Source organism: Enterobacter cloacae complex sp. P14RS (genome assembly GCF_014895895.1).
In the GTDB taxonomy this organism is placed as follows: Bacteria; Pseudomonadota; Gammaproteobacteria; order Enterobacterales; family Enterobacteriaceae; genus Enterobacter; species Enterobacter bugandensis.
On sequence record NZ_JADBQM010000013.1, the window covers coordinates 125,014 to 146,851 of the forward strand.

Here is a 21,838-nt window from a genome sequence, read left to right on the forward strand (position 1 = left end):
TGCGGGTGAGGGTTACTCGCTCTCACCGTGTTTAAATTTCATCAGATCGCGGCGCTCTTTTTTATCCGGTCGCCGGTCCGGGTGGGGCATGGTCAGCGCATTCATTTTGCGCGCCAGCGCGGTCTTCTCGCGCTTTTCAACGCTTTCAGCCGTCTCTTCGTAAAGCAGTACGGCTTCCGATGCGGGCCGCCGCTGTTCGGTAATGGCTTTAATCACTACCGTACGTTCGTCGTTGCCCTGGCGCAGCGTTAAGGTGGCGTTCAGCTCAACCAGCTTGCTCGGCTTGCTGCGCTGGCCGTTGTAATGCACTTTACCGCCGTCAACCATTTCACGGGCAAGGGCGCGCGTTTTATAAAAACGGGCTGCCCACAGCCATTTATCCAGTCTTACCCCATCTGAGGGCTTTTCTTTCATGGCGTCTCCTTCACGGTCAGTGAGGGGATCATCTGGCGGTAGTCGTTCAGTCCCGGATGGCGCAGATAGCTTTTTTCAGCCAGGCCAGAGTCAGGATTAGTGACGCCCAGACAGTAGCGAATGCCAAACGTTGCCGCAGAATCCAGAATAGGCTCGCTGTCGTCAATGAACAGCGTGCGCTCCGGCTGCAGGCCGGTCTCTTCCTTCACCGCATGCCACAACCGCTGATCCTCTTTCGGATAACCAAATGTGTGGGTGGAAAGTAATAAATCAAGGTGCGACGCCAGTCCCGTATGCTCCAGCTTCACGGCCAGGTTATGTGGATGCGCGTTAGTCAGCAAAATACGGCGCTTGCCGCTTGCTTTCAGCGCGTCCAGGAAGGGAACCGTATCTTCGCGCAGCACGGCGCGTGGTCCCTGGGCAGTGGTCATGGCACAAATATCCAAACCGAGGCGCTCGCTCCAGTAGTCCAGACAGTACCAGTTTAGCGTATGTTGCACCGCGCTATATTGCGAACGAATGAACGCCTGCGCTTCTGCCGGGGAGATACCCTGCTGCTCACCATAGGTTTCCGGCACCAGCTTTTGCCAGAAATAGTTATCAAAGGCGAGATCTAGCAGCGTGCCGTCCATATCCAGCAGAACGGTGTCGACCTGCTGCCAGTCGATATCAAGATGCATAGGGGGGAACTCCAGCCAGAAGAAACGTGCGCGACAGGGTAGCACATCTTGTCGCGCAACGACGTTATCAGATCAGGCTCTCAGAGGAGGGGATCAGCTTAGGATTGAGGCAATTCTCATAATATTGCTGGATCTCCGCCAGACGCGTGCGGGAGCGCTGGTAGCGGCGCAGGGCCATAAAACCGTTCCAGAAAATGGCGATCAGCATGGCGATCATCAGCAGAGAGGTGCCAATGTAACGCCACAATCCTGCGCTGTCCGGCATCCGGTGCAGGCCGATATGGCGCGTGCCGTTGGCGTCGGTGTAGATGCTTGTGACAATCCCTTCGGCACTGAACGGCGTTTGCATCAGCATCTGCGCCAGACGCTGGAACTGGCTCCACTGCTCCTGGGCCGGGTAGTCATAAAGCGCTACCTGCGGGTAAGGCTGATCGACCAGGTCGCTGCCTTCATCGCTGGCAATCACAAAGCCGCCCGGTGCCGGACTGTTGAGCGCCTGAGCCGCCCGGGTGGTTTCGCGCATCATAAACGGCGATGTCGAGGTGGCGACCAGGTTATCAAGCGATTCCGCGCTGACCGGACGCAGCAGCACGTTGACGCCATCCAGTCGTCCCGCCTCGGCGCGTTTCACCAGCGAGTCCCAGTCTTTACTGTTCCCGAGGTTAACCAGCGCGTTTTTGAGGCGTATGCACTCATCCTGCGATGAGCACAAGTCCTGGGTTTTCAGGACAATGTCGCCAAAATCATCCAGCAGAATCATGCCTGATTTCTGAATGGCGGAACGCAGCGCGGGGCTGACGCGTGAATCATCGTCCGGTTTCGGGTGCAGCTGGCGGTTGACCGTCTGGGTCAGCGCCGTGGCTTTATTCACCACTTCGGATTCCGGCAGCGGCAGCGGCGGGGCGTCGTTCCAGATAATTTGCGAACAGTCGAACGGCGTGAACGGTGAATTCTGGCGCGTGTTCCACGCCCCCGGAGTATGGATATTACACATTCCGGTGCCTTTCAGGCGCAGCGTATCGCCCACCCGTACACCCGCTTCATCGAGCTGGTTGACGCTGGTCGCCTCGATGGTCTGCGCGCCTTTGATCCACGACAGGGTAAATTTGATGGGCATATCCAGCGGCACGAAAAGCAGCAGCATGATAAACACCAGCCCGGCGCCGGCGGCGATGACCGTGCTGCGGAGCCAGTGCTGAAGCGGGAAATTTTTTACTTCATCATGCAGGGATAAGAAGCGCCCCTGTCGCACAACGTGGCGGTCAAGATAGATATCAATATCGGTTTTCTGCCCTAAATCCTGCGCAATCCACGGTTGCCAGTGGCGCGGGTAGATCAGGTCAATAATCCCGAGTGAGATATTGTTGAGATGCTCCTGATCGTTCTCACCGAACAGGCCCCAGCGCTTTGGCGTGCCGCGCAGGCAGTGGATCTCCCGCAGCGAGGTTTTGGCCGGCGGGGCAAAGAGCCCCCACAGCCCGGCCGCAAGAAGCAACACCGCGCCACCAGCCATCCATGGGACAAAGACGTCCGGCGTCAGCAGGCAGACAAAAAAGAGCAGGAAAGCGGCAACGATCAGGATGGCTTCACGAATACCGTCCGGACGGCTCAGGGCGTACTCTTCATGCGTCTCCTGACGAATATTCAGCAGCTCAATCTGCTCGGTCTCTTCACCACGGATAGAGGCCTGCGTTGAACTCGCGCGTTCCAGCGCAAAGCGCGGGGCTTCATGAAGATAGTCATTCAGGGTATGGCCGTTGAGCGAGATTACCAGCGGCAGCGAATCGGTGTGAATCAGCTCAACGCTGTTTTCGTCGTTAATGTACTGCTCCCAGGACGGAGGCAGATGCACCTCAACCGAATCCAGGTAGTAGCGCCACTTGTTGGGGTCGTCAGTCGTAATGCCGTAGCGCGTGATGGAGCGCGTCACGCAGAGCACGGTGTCACTTTGCGCGTTAAGCTTAAGCGCCACAGGTGCAGTCGTGGCTCCCGTCGGCCCAGGCGTTAACTGAGAACGGTTCAGCGTTTCGAGATAGTTTTCAACTGCATCGCGCTCGTCTTGCGTGAGTTTACGCGTTGTCGCACCCGCGAAGGCATTTAAAAAGGGCAGCCGGTAACGGCGCTGTATGCGTCGCCTGTACAGCCACCCTGCAATCAATGCGCTGACCAGCATAGCAGCGAGAACAATCAAAATGGTGCTCATGCTTTCCCCATCTTACTTATCTTACAGGTGTAGTCAGTAGCACCTTTACATTGAATGAGAGTCTGTGGCTGGCTATCGGCAAGTATGGAGTCGAACTTGAGCATTCTAAAGCGCATCCCAGTGACCGGTGATGATAGCAAAGCCTGTCATGGCGCGATATCAGCAAATTCCTGGAAACATTTCAACCTCTTGACATTTGTTTTGAATTGAGGATTGATCCCTGCTGCGTTGCATAAATGTAAATAAAGAACAATTGACATTGCCGAAACCGTGCGGCATATCGCACAATAACGCCAGTTCACACTGCTAAGACCCCATCAAGATGAGCAAACCACTACAAAAACCCACCATTCTGCACGTTGAAACTGTCGCCAAATCGCGCCTGTTTAACGTCGAGAGTGTGGATCTGGAGTTCAGCAACGGTGTGCGTCGTGTTTATGAGCGTATGCGCCCCTCTTCGCGCGAAGCGGTGATGATTGTCCCTATCGTCGACGATCATCTGATTTTGATCCGCGAATACGCCGTGGGCACGGAATCTTACGAGCTTGGGTTCTCGAAAGGGCTCATCGATCCGGGTGAAACGGTCTTTGAAGCAGCAAACCGCGAGCTGAAAGAAGAGGTGGGTTTTGGCGCGAACGAACTGTCGTTCCTGAAAAAACTGAGCATGGCGCCGTCCTATTTTTCCAGCAAAATGAACATTGTGGTGGCTGAAGATCTCTATCCTGAATCGCTGGAGGGAGATGAACCAGAGCCGCTGCCGCAGGTTCGCTGGCCGCTGGCGCATCTGATGGATCTGCTTGAAGACCCTGACTTTAACGAGGCTCGCAACGTGAGCGCGCTGTTCCTGGTTCGCGAGTGGCTGAAGGGGCAAGGGCGGCTGTAGGCCATAAAAAAGCCGGGTGGCGGCTTCGCCTTACCCGGCCTGCAATTCTTTGCCCGGTTTTTACCGGGCATTTTTATGCTTAAAACAGCTCGTGCGTTTCGCCGTTATCAATAATCTCTGTACCCACCTCATGCACCGCCTGTGTGGTTGGCTGCGTACCTTCGATGAAATACTCGGCACGGCTATTACCACCGTTAGCGAGCTGGCCGGTGCTGCGGTCAATATTGACTGTCACCACGCCCGGTGGCGGCGTCAGCGGCTGCTCCGGCACGCCTTCAAGAACGGATTTCATGTAGGCATCCCAGGCCGGCTGCGCGCTTTTGGCACCGCCTTCGTAGCCGGAAATCTGATCTTTAATCGCGCCGGATGCCGTGGTACGGCCTAAATCACGGCGATGATCGTCGAAACCGATCCAGACTGACGTCACCACACCCGGCCCATAGCCGGAGAACCACGCATCCTTCGAGCTGTTAGTTGTCCCGGTTTTACCGCCGATATCATGGCGCTGCAGATCGCGCCCTGCTCGCCAGCCGGTACCCTGCCAGCCAGGTTCACCGAAGATGTTGGTGTTCAGCGCGCTCTTGATCAGGAACGCCAGCGGCGTGTTGATCACGTGCGGGGCATATTCCTGCGCGCCGGTTTGCGCCACCAGCGACTGGTTAGCCTGCTCCAGCTGCGGCTGCGGCAAGACGATATTTGGCTGCTCCTGAGAAACGGCAGGGTCTTCCATGTCCTTGTTTTCGAGCACCTCGGATTTCGGCGTATTGCCGTAAATGACCGGAATATCACACTCAGGGCAGGCAATTTTCGGCTTCGCTTCAAACAGCACGCCGCCCTGGTCGTTCTCGATTTTGCTGATGAAGTACGGGTCAACCAGGAAGCCGCCGTTGGCCATCACCGAGTATCCGCGGGCGACCTGAAGCGGCGTAAAGGAGGCTGAGCCCAGCGCCAGCGACTCGGTGCGAACGATGTTCTGCGCCGGGAAGCCGAAGCGCTGCAGGTACTCTGCCGCATAGTCGACGCCCATCGCGCGCATGGCACGCACCATCACCACGTTTTTCGACTGCCCCAGACCCTGGCGAAGACGAATAGGACCGGCATACTCCGCAGGAGAGTTCTTCGGCTGCCAGTCGGAACCGGCACCGGCATCCCAGCGGGAGATCGGCACGTCGTTTAGGATGCTGGCAAGGGTCAGTCCCTTATCCATCGCTGCCGTGTAGAGGAACGGCTTGATGTTGGAACCCACCTGACGCAGCGCCTGCGTGGCGCGGTTAAATTTGCTCTGGTTGAAATCGAACCCGCCGACCAGCGCCATTACCGCCCCGTTCTGTGGGTTGATGGAGACCAGAGCCGAGTTCACATCCGGTACCTGCGCCAGCCACCAGGCATCGCCTGACTTGCGCACCCAAATCTGCTGCCCGGCCTGTACCACGTCGGTCACTTTGCGCGGCGTTGGCCCCTGCAGGGTGTCCGAACGGTATGGACGCGCCCAGCGAATACCGTCCATGCGCAGGGAGACGGACGTGCCGTCCGCCAGCGTCGCAACGGCTTCCTGAGGATCGGCCTGCGTCACTACGGCTGGAAGGAGCGGACCATAGGTTGGCAGCGCTTTCAGCGTGCTGGTGATTTTTTTGCTGTCCCATGCGCTTTCGCCCACTTTCCAGAGCACGTTCGACGGTCCGCGATAGCCGTGACGCATATCGTAGTCCATCACGTTATTGCGCACCGCGTCCTGAGCCGCCTGCTGCACTTTACGGGTAACGGTGGTGTACACGCGATAGCCATCTTCATAGGCCTTGTCGCCATAACGACTCACCATCTCCTGGCGCACCATTTCGGTCAAATATGGGGCAGAGAAGGCGATCTCAGGGGCGTGATAATTGGCGTCAATGACGTCGTTACGCGCCTGGTCGTACTCGCTCTGGCTGATATAGCCTTCGCTCAGCATACGTGACAGGACGACATTACGACGTGAGGTAGCGCGATCGAGCGAGTAAAGCGGGTTAAACGTGGACGGCGCTTTTGGCAGACCGGCAATGGTTGCCATTTCGCTTAGGGTGAGCTGTTCAACAGGCTTACCGAAGTACACCTGCGCGGCTGCCCCCACGCCATAGGCACGGTAGCCCAGGTAGATTTTATTGAGGTACAGCTCAAGGATCTCGTCCTTATTCAGCAGCTGCTCAATACGGATCGCCAGGAACACCTCTTTGATCTTACGCGTCAGCGTCTTTTCAGGGCTGAGGAAGAAGTTTCGCGCCAGCTGTTGCGTAATGGTGCTCGCCCCCTGGGAGGCGTGACCGGAGAACAACGCAATGCTTGCGGCACGGAAAATCCCGACCGGATCGACACCGTGGTGCTCGTAGAAACGGCTGTCCTCCGTGGCGATAAAAGCTTTCACCATCACGGGGGGAATTTGGTTTAAGGTCAGCGGGATACGACGCTTCTCGCCATACTGCGCCATCAGCTCGCCATCGGCGCTATAGACCTGCATTGGGATCTGGAGACGCACATCGCGGAGCGTGGCGACATCAGGTAGCTGTGGCTCAATATATTTGTACAAACCGTAAATCGAGCCTGCTCCCAGCAGAATGCAACAGACTGCAAGGATGAATAAATACTTTACGAACTTCACCGGAGATTTCCCATTTGGTTTCACTTGGGCAGTTTCTAAACAATCGCGCGGTAGTATAAAGGCAAGCCTGATTCATTGATATAGCCGTCAAGGCGACGGGCGATAAGGAGATCGTGAAGCATGGCTTTCAAAACATGGCAAACGGGCGTTCATATTCAACAGGATAAGGTCCTGATTACGGCACTGGCTCGGGAGAGAGGCGGCTGGTGCTTACGCCGCTGGTGGGCCATTTCTCTGGCCGAAGGCATCATTCGTGACGGCAAAATTTGTCAGCCAGAAGCGCTGGCCGATGCCTTACGCGACTGGCGAAAAGCGCTCCCGCACTACCACCGGGTATTTCTCTCCTTTCCTGCTGCACGGACTCTGCAAAAAACGTTGCCCCGACCGGCTCTTGCATTGCGTGACAGCGAGCAGCTCTCGTGGATGGGGGCGGCGCTTTCGCGCGAACTGGAGATGTCGACAGAGTCCCTCTGTTTCGACTACACCCAGGACACCTTCAGCAATACGTTTCACGTGACTGCCGCACAAAACAAAGAGGTTGAAACGCTTCTTGACCTGGCGAAAACGCTACGTTTGCGGCTGGCGACCATCACCCCGGATGCCAGCGCGCTGACGAACCTGCTGCCTGCGTTAGCGCCGACGCAGTGCGTCGCCTGGCGGGATGTGCATCACTGGCTGTGGGCTATGCGCCATCAGTGGGGGCGTCGTTATACCACTGAAGCAGAAAACGTCACTGAGCTGGCGGCGCTGCTGGCCCTTAACCAGAATGACATCGCGTTCTTTGATGCCGAACGAACCCCATGGGAAACGCTGCAGCGCTGGCATGCGCCTCTTCCCGAATGCGGGGCTGACTATACCGTCGCGCTGGCGCTGGCCATGAGCGAGGTGCCTGAATGAACGTGACCAACCTCCTGCCCTGGCGTCAGCAGCGGCGCGCGCGATGCCTGCGTTTCTGGGGCGGCGTATTTGTCGGCGCTTTGCTGCTCATGCTAGTGACCGTTTTTAGCATAAGGATGAACCATCTGGTAACGCTGCGCGCGCTGCAGGCTCAACTGGCGGGTACGCAGTCCGTGCAGCGTGGTCTTGTGTCTCGCCAGCGACCCACCGCAGAGGTGCAGAACCCTGCGGGCACGCCGCAACGCCGCGCATGGCAACCGGTGCTGGAGTCACTTTCTGAGGCCATGCCTGCGCAGGTATGGCTGACAGAGCTGCGTTATCAGCCTCCTGCTCTGATGTTGATCGGATATGCCACTACCCTGCAGGCGCTTTCTGCCTTGCGTAATGGGCTGGAGCACATAGACGGCTTTACGCCCGGTTCTGAGGGGGAGCTCCGGCAGGATAGCCAGGGACGCTGGATGTTCACTCTGCACCTGAAAAGCGAGGGGTAACGCGTGGAGACCTTGTTAGGACGCTGGTGTGAAAGTCGTCTCTGGTGTCGGCTGGTCTGCGGGGGGCTGGGTATTCTCCTGATGGGCCTGACAGCATGGGGTGTATTGCTCCGGCCAGCAGAGAGGCAGTGTGCGGATCAGCGGCAGCAGTTGAGCCAGGCGGCGAGGACTAACGCGTCGCTGTGGCCCACCGCCAGTCAGGTGCCGTTTAGCCCGCAAACCCGGACGGCACTGGAGATAAAGCCCTTTTCACCGCTCGATTATCAGGGGGAGGGTACAAGGCTTCTTCACTGGAAGCCGTTGCAAAACGGCGGTGAACTGGCGCTGGAGGCGCAGTGGCAGGCGATCCCGCCTCTTTTTTCCCGGCTGGCGCAGCGGGATGTGCGGGTCGCTGCTTTTACGCTTGCGCCACAAAGTACGGCGTTACGCCTGAAGCTGGAGCTGGAACATGCGAAATAGCGCGAGATACCTACTGGTTTGCTCGGCGCTGCTGTTGACCGGCATGCGCGATCCGTTTCGCCCGCCGGACGACCCCTGCGCCACAGCCGAACTGGCACAGTGGCACTACCGCGGAATGGTGGGAGGGCAGCAGCGCGTTGGTATTTTGCTGGATGGGCAACGGCGCTGGCATCGTCTGAAAGAGCACGATCGTTTCCCGGCGGGCTGGCGGATAACGGCCATCAATGAAACGGAACTGGTTGTTGATGTGGGTAACACATGCGATCCCGAAGAATGGGCGTGGCAACGAGAAGGAAAGGATAAAAATGAAGTTAAGGATAGTGCTGTTGCTGCTGGCGTTCAGCCGCCCGCTGTGGGCAGTCGCGCCAAAGCCGGTCACGCTGGTGGTGGATGACGTGCCGGTGGTTCAGTTGCTACAGGCGCTGGTTGCGCAGGAGAACCGTAACCTGGTGGTATCGCCGGATGTCGGCGGCACGCTCTCGCTTAACCTGACGCGCGTTCCCTGGCGGCAGGCGTTACAGACGGTAGTCACCAGCGCCGGACTCGTTTTACGAGAGGAGGGCGGTATTTATTATGTCCATACCGCGGCCTGGCAGCGTGAACAGCGGGAACGTTTAGAGCAGGAGCGAGCGCGTCGACAGCTTGATGCTCCGCTGGTCTCGCACAGCATCCCATTTTCTTATGCGGATGCCGGAGAACTGCAAAAAGCGGCTGAAAAGCTCCTGAGCCCAAAGGGGAGTTTATCTGTCGACAAACGCACCAACCGTCTGCTCATCAGGGATAACCAGGCGGTGCTGGAGGCGCTGCAGCAGTGGGCGGCTCAGATGGATATTCCCGTCGAGCAGGTCGAACTGGCGGCGCACATTGTCACCATTAATGAAAAAAGCCTGCGAGAGTTGGGGGTGAAGTGGAATCTTGCCGAGGCCACTGAGGCGGGTAAGGTTGGACAGCTAACGACGCTTGGCAGCGATCTTTCCGTGGCCAGTGCTACCACGCATGTGGGGTTTAATATCGGGCGGATTAACGGCAGGCTGCTGGATCTGGAGCTCTCTGCGCTGGAGCAAAAACAGCAGGTCGATATCATTGCCAGCCCGCGGCTGCTGGCCTCGCACATGCAACCGGCCAGCATTAAGCAGGGGAGTGAGATCCCGTATCAGGTTTCAAGCGGTGAAAGCGGGGCGACCTCGGTGGAGTTCAAAGAGGCGGTACTCGGAATGGAGGTCACGCCGGTAGTATTGCCCGGTGGGCGCGTGCGCCTGAAGCTACACATCAGTGAAAACATGCCGGGACAGGTGCTGCAGCAGGCCGATGGCGAAACGCTTGCCATCGATAAACAGGAGATAGAAACCCAGGTGGAGGTAAAAAGTGGAGAAACGCTGGCGCTGGGGGGAATTTTCTCGCAAAAGAACAAAACCGGCAGTGACAGCGTGCCCGGGCTTGGGAGCATCCCCTGGTTGGGACACCTTTTTCGCCATGATGGAAAAGATAATGAGCGGCGTGAGTTAGTGGTGTTTATTACGCCACGTCTGGTCGGTATTCACTAACGGGTAACGATCCCCGCAATGATTTTGCATTCAGTTTGTTGCAGATGTTTGACGTGGGGCATGAATTAGCATACAAGGAGTACCGATTTGAGTTGGACTTACGTCTTATTACCTTATGCGTCCGGCGCGGTGATTTAATCAGTTGCCAAACAAGCCGGAGTATTGAGATAATTTTTAGTCTGACTCTCGCTCTATTGCATATGAGGTTTCAGTTCATGTCCTGCTACGCCGGGTGTCTGCGAAGCGGGGATTACCATTAACGAATAGTCTTAGTAGTACCGATAAAATGGCAGAGAAACGCAATATCTTTCTGGTTGGGCCTATGGGTGCCGGCAAAAGCACTATTGGGCGTCAGTTAGCTCAACAACTCAATATGGAATTTTACGATTCTGATCAAGAGATTGAGAAACGAACCGGAGCTGATGTGGGCTGGGTTTTCGATGTAGAAGGCGAAGAAGGTTTCCGTGACCGAGAAGAAAAAGTGATCAACGAACTCACGGAAAAACAGGGCATCGTACTGGCAACAGGCGGCGGCTCTGTGAAATCTCGCGAAACCCGCAACCGTCTCTCCGCCCGTGGCGTAGTGGTCTATCTTGAGACGACCATTGAGAAACAGCTGGCACGTACGCAGCGCGATAAAAAGCGCCCGTTGCTGCAGGTTGAAACGCCACCACGCGAAGTTCTGGAAGCGTTGGCCGACGAACGCAATCCGCTGTATGAAGAGATTGCCGATGTGACCATTCGTACTGACGATCAGAGCGCTAAAGTGGTTGCAAACCAGATTATTCATATGCTGGAAAGCAACTGATTCTGGCTTTATATACACTCGCCTGCGGGTAAAAGCATTAAAGGTGGATGTCGCGTCATGGAGAGGATTACAGTTACTCTCGGGGAACGTAGTTACCCTATCACCATCGCGGCTGGTTTGTTTAACGACCCAGCTTCCTTTTTACCACTAAAAGCGGGTGATCAGGCGATGCTGGTCACCAATGAGACGCTGGCTCCGCTTTATCTCGACCGCGTGCGCCACCTGCTTGAGCAGGCAGGCGTAAAAGTCGACAGTGTGATTCTGCCCGATGGCGAGCAGTATAAAAGCCTGACGGTACTCGATACCGTCTTTACCGCATTGCTGCAAAAACCACACGGTCGCGATACAACACTGCTTGCCCTGGGCGGCGGTGTTGTGGGCGATCTGACCGGCTTTGCGGCCGCAAGCTATCAGCGTGGCGTCCGTTTTATTCAAATCCCGACCACGTTGCTGTCTCAGGTCGACTCCTCTGTCGGTGGCAAAACGGCAGTCAACCATCCCCTCGGCAAAAACATGATTGGCGCGTTCTACCAGCCTGCGTCGGTGGTGGTGGATCTCGACTGCCTGAAAACCCTGCCGAAACGCGAGCTGGCCTCTGGCCTGGCTGAAGTGATCAAATACGGCATTATTCTGGATGGCGAGTTCTTTAACTGGCTTGAAGAGAATATGGATGCGCTGCTGCGCCTGGATGAGGCGAAACTGGCATACTGCATTCGTCGTTGTTGTGAGCTGAAAGCAGAAGTTGTCGCGGCAGACGAGCGTGAAACCGGCTTACGTGCTTTACTGAATCTTGGGCATACGTTTGGCCACGCCATTGAAGCCGAAATGGGTTACGGCAACTGGCTGCACGGTGAAGCCGTCGCGGCTGGCATGGTCATGGCAGCCCGCACCTCTGAACGTCTTGGGCAGTTTAAACCGGAAGAGACGGCACGTATCATTGCGCTACTTGAACGTGCAGGTTTGCCGGTAACCGGGCCGCAGGAGATGTCGGCGCAGGCGTATTTACCCCACATGATGCGCGATAAAAAAGTATTGGCAGGTGAGATGCGTCTTGTACTCCCGCTTGCAATAGGGAAGAGTGAAGTGCGCGGCGGAGTGTCGCACGATGTCGTTCTTGGCGCCATTGCTGATTGCCAGCAGGCGTAACAACTAGAAAGGTCAGGCCACTGTTATCGGTGGTCGTTTAGCTTCAGGCGAAATGCAAAGACGTAGGCATAAGCCTTTGAGTGGGGTGTTAAATGGATGAATTCAAACCAGAAGACGAGCTGAAACCCGATCCCAGCGATCGTCGTACTGGTCGTTCTCGTCAATCTTCAGAACGTGATAACGAGCCGCAGATCAACTTTGACGATGTTGATCTGGATGCAGACGATCGTCGCCCTTCGCGCAGCCGCAACGCGCGTGATGAGCGAGAAGAAGAGGATTATGAGTCCGAAGAAGATTCAATGGACGAACAGCCTGTAGAGCGTCGCCCGCGTAAACGTAAAAAAGCCGCTGCGCAGAAACCGGCCTCCCGTCAGTACATCATGATGGGACTTGGCGTTCTGGTGCTTGTGCTGCTGATTGTTGGCATTGGTTCCGCGCTGAAAGCACCGTCCACCAACTCAACCGAACAAACCGCCTCCGCAGAGAAGAGCATCAATCTCTCCGGTAATGATGCGACGGATCAGGCGAATGGTGCACAGCCAGCGCCGGGCACCACTTCCGCTGAGCAGACTGCCAGCAACACAACGACGCCGCAGGATGTTTCTCTGCCGCCCGTTTCATCAACGCCTGCTCAGGGCCAGGCACCTGTCACGCCCGAAGGCCAGCAGCGTGTTGAAGTTCAGGGAGACCTGAACAATGCGCTGATGCAGCCGCAAAACCAGCAGCAGGTTGATAACGTTGTGGTTAACTCTACGCTGCCAACTGAACCTGCAACCGTCGCGCCGATCCACGGTGCTACCGCGCAGCCGCAGACGGCAGCAACGGAAACTAAACCGCGCCAGACGCAAACTGCGACGCGTCCTGAACGTAAGCAGGCGGTCATTGAGCCGAAGCGTGAAACCAAGCCTCAGGCCGTGGTAAAAGCGCCTGAAGTGAAAGCCGCACCGGCACAGCCGAAACGCACTGAAACGGCTGCCGTGAGCGAGCCGGCCAAAGCGCCAGTCACGCAGACTGCGCCGAAAGCGACGGCAACCACAACGGCACCTGCTGCCACCGCTGCGCCTGCCGCAACGGCGACGGCTTCCAGTGCTGCAGCAGGTAAAACAGCTGGCAACGTCGGTTCGCTGAAATCTGCACCGTCCAGCAACTACACGCTGCAGTTGAGCAGTTCGTCTAACTATGACAACCTCAACGGCTGGGCGAAGAAATCGAATCTGAAAAACTACGTGGTTTATCAGACGACCCGTAACGGACAGCCGTGGTACGTGCTGGTGAGCGGTGTGTATGCTTCTAAAGATGAAGCGAAGCGCGCCGTGGCGACACTGCCAGCAGACGTTCAGGCGAAAAACCCGTGGGCGAAGCCGATTCATCAGGTGCAGGCCGATCTGAAGTAATGTTTAAAGCGCAGGATGCTGTCGGAGCTTTCTCCACAGCCGGAGAAGGTGTAATCAGTTAGTCAGCATGAAAAAAAATCGCGCTTTTCTGAAATGGGCAGGGGGGAAATACCCCCTGCTCGATGATATTAAAAAGCACCTGCCAAAAGGCGAGTGTCTTATCGAGCCCTTCGTGGGTGCGGGATCGGTGTTCCTGAACACCGATTTTTCTCGTTATATCCTGGCGGATATCAACAGCGACCTTATCAGCCTTTATAACATCGTTAAGCTGCGTACCGATGAGTATGTGGAAGAGGCGCGCAAGCTGTTTACGCCAGAGAACAACAGCCCTGACGTTTACTATCAGTTCCGCACGGAATTTAATCAGAGCCAGGATCCGTTCCGCCGCGCGCTGCTGTTCCTTTACCTCAACCGTCATGGTTACAACGGCCTGTGCCGGTATAATCTGCGCGGCGAATTTAACGTGCCGTTTGGTCGTTATAAGCGCCCGTACTTCCCGCAGGACGAGCTGTATCATTTTGCGAAGAAAGCGCAGAATGCAGAGTTCCACTGCCTCTCCTATGAAGAGTGCATGGAACTGGCAGGCGTAAACTCGGTGGTTTACTGCGATCCGCCTTATGCGCCGCTGTCTGCGACGGCGAACTTCACCGCCTACCACACCAATAGCTTCAGCCCGGCCGAACAGGCCCGCCTGGCGGAGATGGCGGAAAAACTGGTCAGCAAAAGAATTCCGGTGTTAATTTCAAATCACGATACCCCTGATACGCGCGAATGGTACAAAGCCGCGAAGCATTTTCAGGTTAAGGTGCGGCGTAGCATTAGCAGCAACGGCGGCACACGTAAAAAGGTGGACGAACTCCTGGCTCTTTATCGCCCCTGAGCCGTTTTGCCCGCCGGTAAACACATTTCAAGGAGATGCGGATGAAACAGTTTTTGATTGCCCCCTCAATTCTGTCGGCCGATTTTGCCCGCCTGGGTGAAGACACGGCGGAAGCTCTCGCAGCTGGCGCAGATGTCGTCCATTTCGACGTTATGGATAACCACTACGTTCCCAATCTGACCATCGGTCCGATGGTGCTCAAGGCCCTGCGTAACTACGGTATTACCGCACCGATCGACGTTCACCTGATGGTGAAGCCTGTCGACCGCATCGTGCCTGACTTTGCCGCAGCGGGCGCCAGCATTATCACTTTCCATCCGGAAGCCTCCGAGCATGTTGACCGCACGCTGCAGCTGATCAAAGAGAACGGCTGTAAGGCGGGGCTGGTGTTTAACCCGGCAACACCGTTGAGCTATCTCGATTACGTGATGGACAAGCTGGACGTGATTTTGCTGATGTCCGTTAACCCGGGCTTTGGCGGCCAGTCGTTCATCCCTCACACGCTGGATAAGCTGCGCGAAGTGCGCCGTCGCATTGACGAGTCTGGCTATGATATTCGTCTGGAAGTGGACGGCGGTGTGAAAGTGAATAATATTGGCGAAATTGCGGCAGCGGGCGCGGATATGTTCGTTGCAGGTTCGGCAATTTTCGACCAACCGGATTACAAAAAAGTCATTGATGAAATGCGCCGCGAGCTGGCGAAGGTAAGTCATGGATAAATTGCAGGCAATTCGGGGTGTGGCATTCGACCTCGACGGCACGCTGGTGGACAGCGCGCCGGGCTTAACGAGCGCCGTCGATCAGGCGCTGTATGCACTGGAACTGCCCGTTGCGGGCGAAGATCGTGTGATTACATGGATTGGCAACGGTGCCGATGTCCTGATGGAGCGCGCGTTGACGTGGGCTCGTCAGGAACGCGCGTCGCAGCGTTCCGCGCAGGGGAAACCAAGCGTCGATCACGCCGATATCCCGCAGGATGAGCAGCTGCGTATTCTGCGCAAGCTGTTCGATCGCTTCTACGAAGAGACCGTCGAGGAGGGGAGCTTCCTTTTCCCGGACGTCCAGGAAACCCTGAGCGCGCTGCACGCGAAAGGCATCCCGCTGGGACTGGTGACCAACAAGCCGACGCCGTTTGTTGCGCCGCTGCTGGAAGCGCTCAATATCGCGAAATATTTCTCCGTGATTGTAGGCGGGGATGACGTGCAGAACAAAAAGCCGCATCCGGAGCCGCTGTTGCTGGTGGCAGGAAAATTATCCTTAACGCCTGCGGAGCTGCTCTTTGTCGGGGATTCGCGTAATGATATTCTGGCTGCCCGAGCGGCGGGGTGTCCTTCCGTCGGATTAACCTATGGCTACAACTACGGTGAGGCCATTACGCTGAGTGAGCCGGATGTTGTGTTCGACCACTTCAAAGATTTGTTGCCCGCACTCGGGCTTTCGCACAGTGAACATCAGGAATTGAATAATGACTAAGCCCATCGTTTTTAGTGGCGCACAGCCTTCAGGTGAATTGACCATTGGTAACTACATGGGTGCGTTGCGTCAGTGGGTCAGCATGCAGGATGACTACCATTGCATTTACTGCATCGTAGATTTGCATGCTATCACCGCGCGTCAGGATCCTGAGAAGCTGCGCAAAGCCACCCTGGACACCCTGGCCCTCTATCTGGCCTGCGGTATCGATCCTGAAAAGAGCACCATTTTCGTTCAGTCTCACGTGCCGGAGCATGCGCAGCTGGGCTGGGCGCTGAACTGCTATACCTATTTCGGCGAGCTGAGCCGCATGACCCAGTTCAAGGATAAGTCTGCCCGCTACTCTGAAAACATCAACGCTGGCCTGTTCGACTATCCGGTGCTGATGGCGGCCGACATCCTGCTGTACCAGACCAACCAGGTGCCGGTGGGTGAAGACCAGAAGCAGCACCTGGAGCTGAGCCGTGATATCGCCCAGCGCTTTAACGCGCTTTACGGCGACGTATTCAAAGTGCCAGAGCCGTTTATTCCGAAATCCGGCGCGCGCGTGATGTCGTTGCTGGAGCCAACCAAGAAGATGTCCAAGTCTGACGATAACCGCAACAACGTTATCGGCCTGCTGGAAGATCCGAAATCGGTGGTGAAAAAGCTCAAGCGCGCGGTCACCGACTCCGACGAGCCGCCAGTGGTGCGCTACGACGTGCAGAACAAAGCGGGCGTCTCCAACCTGCTGGACATTCTCTCCGGCGTGACCGGCCAGAGCATTCCCGAGCTGGAAAAACACTTCGAAGGCAAGATGTACGGCCACCTGAAGGGTGAAGTGGCAGAGGCCGTTTCCGGCATGCTGACCGAGCTGCAGGAGCGCTACAACCGCTACCGTAACGACGAAGCCTTCCTGCAGAAGGTGATGAAAGACGGTGCGGAAAAAGCCAGCGCGCGCGCGTCCGAAACCCTGAAAGCGGTGTACGAGGCGATTGGGTTTGTGGCGAAACCTTAAGCCGCCACCCGACAAATACGGACTCAATAAAAAAACCGGGAAATCCCCGGTTTTTTTACGCCTGAAAAACGCTTACTGCTGTGCCGCCGGGCCGCAACCGCCGATGATCTTCGAAATGGAGATCGCCGGGTGCAGCAGGTAATCGTAGCTGCAGTTATTTTTAGTATTTTGAACGTGACCGGTGCAGGCGGTCAGAGTCGATAACAGGCCAACCAGAACGGCGGCTTTTGCCAGCTTGAACATACGCATTCCTTGTCTAAAAATCTTAAATTGGATGTAACACGAGGGAATAAATGGAAAAATTCCACTATGCGAGCGGTATGTTATCGACTGAGGTATGAAGGGAGTAGTCCGCTTAAGGACTACTCGAAGGCGGGAGAATATGCGTTAGTGATTCGAGAACCAGTTCAGCTTATCGCGCAGTTCAACCACGCGACCCACCACAATCAGCGCCGGGCTTTCGACCTGCTGCGCCAGCTCACCGAGCTGCGTCAGCGCGCCATTCACCACGCGCTGCTTGATTGACGTCCCGTTTTCCACCAGCGCAACGGGCATATCAGCCTCCATGCCGTGTTCCAGCAGTTTCGCCTGAATGGTGGCGGCCTGGTTCAGGCCCATGTAGAACACCAGCGTCTGCTTTTCAGCGGCCAGGTTATGCCAGTCCAGCTCGCTGCCGGTTTTCAGGTGGCCCGTGACCAGACGCACGCTCTGAGCGTAGTCGCGATGGGTCAACGGAATGCCGGAGTAGGCTGAACAGCCGGACGCCGCCGTTATGCCCGGCACCACGGAGAACGGAATGCCTGCATTGCACAGGGTTTCCAGCTCCTCGCCGCCGCGGCCAAAGATAAACGGATCGCCGCCCTTGAGGCGCACCACGCGTTTTCCCTTTTGCGCTTCACGCAGCAGGATCTGGTTAATCTCCTCCTGCGGCACGCAGTGGTAGCCTGCCCGTTTACCGACGAAGACGCGGTCGGCGTCGCGGCGCACCAGGTTCATGATGTCATCGGAGACCAGGCGGTCATACACCACGATATCCGCCTGCTGGATCTGCTGGAGCCCTTTCAGGGTCAGTAAACCCGCATCTCCCGGACCAGCCCCGACCAGCACCACTTCACCACGGTGATCCAGCGGCTCGCTCAGCAGCTGCTCGGTCGTCTCTTCAACCGCTTTCGCGTCCTGATTCGCCAGCGACTGCGCCAGCCTGTCGTTAACGAAAAATTTCTCCCAGAAGCGACGACGCTCACCCACGGTTGAGAAGGTTTGCTTCACGCGGGAGCGAAGTTGCCCGGCGTAGTGGGCTATCTGGCCGAGATGCTGCGGCAAAATAGCTTCCAGTTTTTCCCGCAGCAGGCGGGCAAGTACGGGCGAGCGGCCGCCGGAAGACACCGCGATCATCAGCGGTGAACGGTCGATAATCGACGGCATGATAAAGCTCGCCTCTTTCGGCGCATCCACCACGTTACAGAAGATCCGGCGCGCTTCGCAGGCGTCGCTGACGCGCTGGTTCACTTCATCGTCATCCGTCGCGGCAATGGTCAGCCAGCAGGTATCCAGCAGGGACTCATCAAACTCCCCCTGCACCAGCGTGAGCATCCCTTCCTGCGCCCAGACGTCAAACTGCGGAGCGAAGGTGAGGGCATTGACGGTCAGTCGGGCTCCAGCATCCAGCAACAGGCGCGCTTTGCGTTCAGCCACATCGCCGCCGCCCACAAGCAGGCAGTCGCGATGGCGTAATTGACAGAAAATCGGCAGGTGGTCCACGACGTTACCTCACAGCATTCAAGGAGGGGGTAAGAATTGACGTCAGGATAACAGCAGGAATCGTACAGAACATACGGTTTTTCCTGCCGTTACCCATAAGGGGTCATAAGCCTTTCCTATTGGAAAGGCGGAGGGTTACGCTTTGAGCTGCACCTTGCCGTCCTTCACGCGGGCGTCGTAGTGCTTCACCGAGAAGCTTTCATCTTCCATGCAGTGCCCGTCGGTTAAGCGGAAACGCTGCTTTTTCAGCGGGCTGGCGACCCACAGCTCACCTTGATGTTCAGCAATCAGACCGCGGGAGAGCACGCTGGCCTCAAAGAACGGATCGATATTGCTGATGGCAAAGACCTGTTCATCGTGGCGAGGGCGAAAAATAGCTACCTGCTCGTTACCCAGCAAAGCACAGACGCCGGTTGCTGGCAGAATGTCGTTAATGTTGCAGATGTTTACCCACTGGCTCATGCGTTTTCCTCCACCAGCATCACCGGAATGCGTTCATACGGGGTTGCAGGACGATGCTGTTCGCGCTCCGGCACCACCTGCACGTTCGGGTCGCGCTGGGTGCTGTTGATAAAGTGTTTGAAGCGCGTCTGCGCCGCCGGGGTGTTGACGGTTTCGGTCCACTCGCAGATCACCGCCTCGCGCAGGCGAGCCATCTCGGATTCCAGCTGTTCGTTCAGACCCAGCTTGTCATCAATGATGACCGACTTCAGGTAGTCGATACCGCCTTCCAGGTTATCGAGCCAGGAAGCGGTACGGGTCAGCTTATCGGCGGTACGGATGTAGAACATCATGAAGCGGTCGAGATACTGGATCAGCGTGTCACGATCGAGATCCGCCGCCAGCAGGTCCGCGTGGCGTGGTTTCATCCCGCCATTGCCGCACACGTACAGGTTCCAGCCTTTCTCGGTGGCAATGATCCCTACGTCTTTACCCTGCGCTTCCGCACATTCACGGGTACAGCCGGAGACGCCGAACTTCATTTTGTGCGGGGTACGGATGCCTTTGTAGCGGTTTTCCAGCTCGACGCCGAATCCCACGCTGTCGCCTACGCCGTAGCGGCACCAGGTGCTGCCCACGCAGGTTTTCGCCATGCGCAGCGCTTTGGCATACGCGTGACCGGTTTCGAAGCCCGCTTCAATCAACTGACGCCAGATTTCCGGCAGGTCATCCTTCTGCGCGCCAAACAGGCCGATACGCTGGGAACCGGTGATTTTGGTGTACAGATTAAACTCACGTGCGATACGGCCCACGGCGACCAGCCCTTCCGGGGTGATTTCGCCACCGGCGGAACGCGGAATGACGGAGTAAGTACCGTCTTTCTGGATGTTCGCCAGAAAGTTATCGTTGGTGTCCTGCAGCGGCGTGTGTTCTGGTTTGAGCACGTACTCATTCCAGCAGGACGCCAGCAGGGAGCCGACGGTCGGTTTACACACTTCACAGCCGTAACCCTGGCCGTGTTTCTCCAGCAGTTCGTCGAAGGACTTGATGCCTTCCACGCGGATCAGATGGTACAGCTCCTGCCGAGAGTAGGCGAAGTGCTCGCACAGGTTGTTGTTCACTTCGATGCCCTGTTTCGCCAGTTCAGCGTTCAGCACCTGAGTCACCAGTGGAATACAGCCGCCGCAGCCGGTACCGGCTTTGGTTTCGGCCTTCAGCGCCGCAACGGTGTGGCAGCCTTTGTTGATGGCGGAGATCAGCATGCCTTTGGTGACGTCGAAGCAGGAGCAAATCTGCGCGCTGTCCGGCAGTTTATCTACGCCGATAGATGGTTTACCGCTGGAGGCGTGCGCCGGCAGGATCAGCGCGTCCGGGTTTTCCGGCAGCTCAATGGCGTTCAGCACCAGCTGGAGCAGGTTACCGAAGTCGCTGGTATCGCCCACCAGCACTGCACCGAGCAGGGTTTTGTTGTCCTGGCTGACGATAAGGCGTTTGTAGACCTCTTTGCTTTCGTCCAGATAGACGTAGCTGCGGGAGTTCGGGGTGCGGCCATGCGCATCGCCGATACCGCCTACGTCCACGCCCAGCAGCTTCAGCTTGGCGCTCATGTCTGCGCCGGTGAAGGCGTTTTCGCTGCCGAGGATATGGTCCACGGCGACCTGCGCCATTTTGTATCCTGGTGCCACCAGACCGTATACCCGGTTATTCCAGCTGGCGCACTCGCCAATGGCGTAGATATCCGGATCGGAGGTCTGGCAGGTATCGTTAATCATGATCCCGCCGCGCTGGGCTACGGCCAGGCCGCACTGCGTGGCGAGCTTGTCGCGCGGACGAATACCGGTGGAGAAGACGATGAAGTCCACTTCCAGCTCGCTGCCGTCGGCAAAGCGCATGGTTTTACGCGCTTCTGTGCCTTCCTGCACGATCTCTTTGGTGTTCTTGCTGGTGTGAACCTTCACACCCATGCTTTCGATTTTACGACGCAGCTGGTCGCCGCCCATGTGGTCCAGCTGTTCCGCCATCAGCATCGGGGCAAATTCGATAACGTGGGTTTCAACGCCGAGGTTTTTCAGCGCGCCTGCCGCTTCCAGGCCCAGCAGGCCACCGCCAACAACCGCACCGCGTTTGCTTCGACGTGCGCAGGATTCAATGGCGTTGAGGTCTTCAATGGTACGGTAAACGAAGCAATCCTGGGTTTCCGACCCTTTAATCGGCGGGATCCACGGATACGAGCCAGTCGCCATGATCAGCTTATCGTAAAAAACCGTACGCCCGGCGCTGGAGTGGATCACTTTCTCCTGACGGTTGATGGTGATAGCGCGTTCGCCCACCAGCACTTTTACGCCATGCTTCTCGTAGAAACCTTCGCGCACCAGAGAGAGCTCTTCGGCGGTATGGTGAGAGAAGTAGGAAGACAAGTGCACACGGTCGTACGCCTTGCGGGGTTCTTCACAGAACACGGTAATATCGAACTGGTCAGCATCGGCTTTATCGAGAAGATCCTCAATAAAGCGGTGGCCGACCATGCCGTTACCGATGATAGCGAGTCTGACTTTGCTCATTTTTGCCTCGATTTCTTTTCTATTACTGCCTACCTTAACGATTCAGCAGGGGCACTTATTGATGCAAATCAAATACGCCTTCACCTACCCCTTAGTAGGTATATCTATGATTTGTCAGGTTTTTTATAAGTAACGGATATTGTTTGATTTTTGTGCTTGCTTGCTTTTCGCACA

Annotated in this window: 21 protein-coding genes; 13 read left to right on the forward strand and 8 right to left on the reverse strand. The window is 56.7% G+C overall.

Going from position 1 to position 21,838, the window contains the following annotated elements; genetic code table 11:
• Positions 1-12: 12 nt before the first annotated feature.
• The 3 genes from hslR to IM295_RS12340 form a co-directional block, all read right to left on the reverse strand.
• Positions 13-414, reverse strand: coding sequence for a ribosome-associated heat shock protein Hsp15 (gene hslR / locus IM295_RS12330; RefSeq protein WP_028014669.1), 402 nt, complete (start codon positions 412-414; stop codon positions 13-15).
• Positions 411-1,094: a GMP/IMP nucleotidase gene (yrfG, locus tag IM295_RS12335; RefSeq protein ID WP_028014668.1), complete on the reverse strand. Its 684-nt coding sequence runs from the start codon at positions 1,092-1,094 to the stop codon at positions 411-413. The genes hslR and yrfG overlap by 4 nt, the downstream gene beginning before the upstream one ends.
• 67 nt (positions 1,095-1,161) lie before the next feature.
• On the reverse strand, positions 1,162-3,297 hold the full coding sequence (locus tag IM295_RS12340) for an intracellular growth attenuator family protein (protein ID WP_193066757.1): 2,136 nt from the start codon (positions 3,295-3,297) through the stop codon (positions 1,162-1,164).
• A 322-nt stretch (positions 3,298-3,619) separates the two neighbouring features.
• Here IM295_RS12340 and nudE point away from each other — a divergent pair, with 322 nt between their 5' ends.
• Entirely contained in the window at positions 3,620-4,180 is a 561-nt protein-coding gene (gene nudE / locus IM295_RS12345) for an ADP compounds hydrolase NudE (protein ID WP_028014666.1), read from the forward strand.
• Positions 4,181-4,259: 79 nt separating this feature from the next.
• Here the strand turns inward: nudE and mrcA are convergent, their stop codons facing one another.
• A complete protein-coding gene (gene mrcA, locus IM295_RS12350; protein ID WP_028014665.1) occupies positions 4,260-6,812 on the reverse strand; it encodes a peptidoglycan glycosyltransferase/peptidoglycan DD-transpeptidase MrcA in 2,553 nt (850 codons plus the stop codon).
• Positions 6,813-6,932: 120 nt separating this feature from the next.
• Here mrcA and IM295_RS12355 point away from each other — a divergent pair, with 120 nt between their 5' ends.
• The 12 genes from IM295_RS12355 (at position 6,933) to trpS (ending at position 16,901) form a co-directional block, all read left to right on the forward strand.
• Entirely contained in the window at positions 6,933-7,709 is a 777-nt protein-coding gene (locus IM295_RS12355; protein ID WP_193066758.1) for a DNA utilization protein HofM, read from the forward strand.
• Complete coding sequence (locus tag IM295_RS12360; RefSeq protein ID WP_126300792.1) at positions 7,706-8,200, forward strand: PilN domain-containing protein; 495 nt, start codon at positions 7,706-7,708, stop codon at positions 8,198-8,200. The genes IM295_RS12355 and IM295_RS12360 overlap by 4 nt, the downstream gene beginning before the upstream one ends.
• A 3-nt stretch (positions 8,201-8,203) precedes the next feature.
• Positions 8,204-8,659, forward strand: coding sequence for a HofO (locus IM295_RS12365; RefSeq protein WP_193066759.1), 456 nt, complete (start codon positions 8,204-8,206; stop codon positions 8,657-8,659).
• The gene (locus IM295_RS12370) at positions 8,649-9,053 is read left to right on the forward strand and encodes a HofP DNA utilization family protein (protein WP_136344094.1); all 405 of its coding nucleotides are present in this window, start codon (positions 8,649-8,651) and stop codon (positions 9,051-9,053) included. The genes IM295_RS12365 and IM295_RS12370 overlap by 11 nt, the downstream gene beginning before the upstream one ends.
• The gene (hofQ, locus tag IM295_RS12375) at positions 8,965-10,203 is read left to right on the forward strand and encodes a DNA uptake porin HofQ (protein ID WP_193066760.1); all 1,239 of its coding nucleotides are present in this window, start codon (positions 8,965-8,967) and stop codon (positions 10,201-10,203) included. Before IM295_RS12370 ends, hofQ begins: the two co-directional genes overlap by 89 nt.
• 286 nt (positions 10,204-10,489) lie before the next feature.
• Entirely contained in the window at positions 10,490-11,011 is a 522-nt protein-coding gene (aroK, locus tag IM295_RS12380) for a shikimate kinase AroK (RefSeq protein WP_003861630.1), read from the forward strand.
• Between the two features lie 57 nt (positions 11,012-11,068).
• Positions 11,069-12,157 (forward strand): 3-dehydroquinate synthase, encoded by a 1,089-nt coding sequence (aroB, locus tag IM295_RS12385; RefSeq protein WP_041911921.1) that lies wholly within the window; start codon positions 11,069-11,071, stop codon positions 12,155-12,157.
• 92 nt (positions 12,158-12,249) lie between these two features.
• Positions 12,250-13,551, forward strand: coding sequence for a cell division protein DamX (damX, locus tag IM295_RS12390; RefSeq protein WP_041911922.1), 1,302 nt, complete (start codon positions 12,250-12,252; stop codon positions 13,549-13,551).
• A gap of 67 nt (positions 13,552-13,618) precedes the next feature.
• Entirely contained in the window at positions 13,619-14,431 is an 813-nt protein-coding gene (gene dam / locus IM295_RS12395) for an adenine-specific DNA-methyltransferase (protein WP_028014659.1), read from the forward strand.
• A 41-nt stretch (positions 14,432-14,472) separates the two neighbouring features.
• Positions 14,473-15,150: a ribulose-phosphate 3-epimerase gene (rpe, locus tag IM295_RS12400; RefSeq protein ID WP_023333698.1), complete on the forward strand. Its 678-nt coding sequence runs from the start codon at positions 14,473-14,475 to the stop codon at positions 15,148-15,150.
• The gene (gene gph, locus IM295_RS12405) at positions 15,143-15,904 is read left to right on the forward strand and encodes a phosphoglycolate phosphatase (RefSeq protein WP_028014658.1); all 762 of its coding nucleotides are present in this window, start codon (positions 15,143-15,145) and stop codon (positions 15,902-15,904) included. The genes rpe and gph overlap by 8 nt, the downstream gene beginning before the upstream one ends.
• Entirely contained in the window at positions 15,897-16,901 is a 1,005-nt protein-coding gene (gene trpS / locus IM295_RS12410; protein WP_028014657.1) for a tryptophan--tRNA ligase, read from the forward strand. The genes gph and trpS overlap by 8 nt, the downstream gene beginning before the upstream one ends.
• 72 nt (positions 16,902-16,973) lie before the next feature.
• Here trpS and IM295_RS12415 read toward each other — a convergent pair whose 3' ends face one another.
• From IM295_RS12415 to nirB, 4 genes are all read right to left on the reverse strand, one after another.
• Complete coding sequence (locus tag IM295_RS12415) at positions 16,974-17,144, reverse strand: YhfL family protein (protein ID WP_008503029.1); 171 nt, start codon at positions 17,142-17,144, stop codon at positions 16,974-16,976.
• Between the two features lie 144 nt (positions 17,145-17,288).
• Positions 17,289-18,662 carry a siroheme synthase CysG gene (cysG, locus tag IM295_RS12420; RefSeq protein ID WP_028014655.1) on the reverse strand — a complete coding sequence of 458 codons (1,374 nt, stop codon included), beginning with the start codon at positions 18,660-18,662 and terminating at the stop codon, positions 17,289-17,291.
• A 135-nt stretch (positions 18,663-18,797) separates the two neighbouring features.
• On the reverse strand, positions 18,798-19,124 hold the full coding sequence (nirD, locus tag IM295_RS12425; protein WP_045259347.1) for a nitrite reductase small subunit NirD: 327 nt from the start codon (positions 19,122-19,124) through the stop codon (positions 18,798-18,800).
• Positions 19,121-21,664, reverse strand: coding sequence for a nitrite reductase large subunit NirB (gene nirB, locus IM295_RS12430; RefSeq protein ID WP_028014653.1), 2,544 nt, complete (start codon positions 21,662-21,664; stop codon positions 19,121-19,123). The genes nirD and nirB overlap by 4 nt, the downstream gene beginning before the upstream one ends.
• Positions 21,665-21,838: the final 174 nt, after the last annotated feature.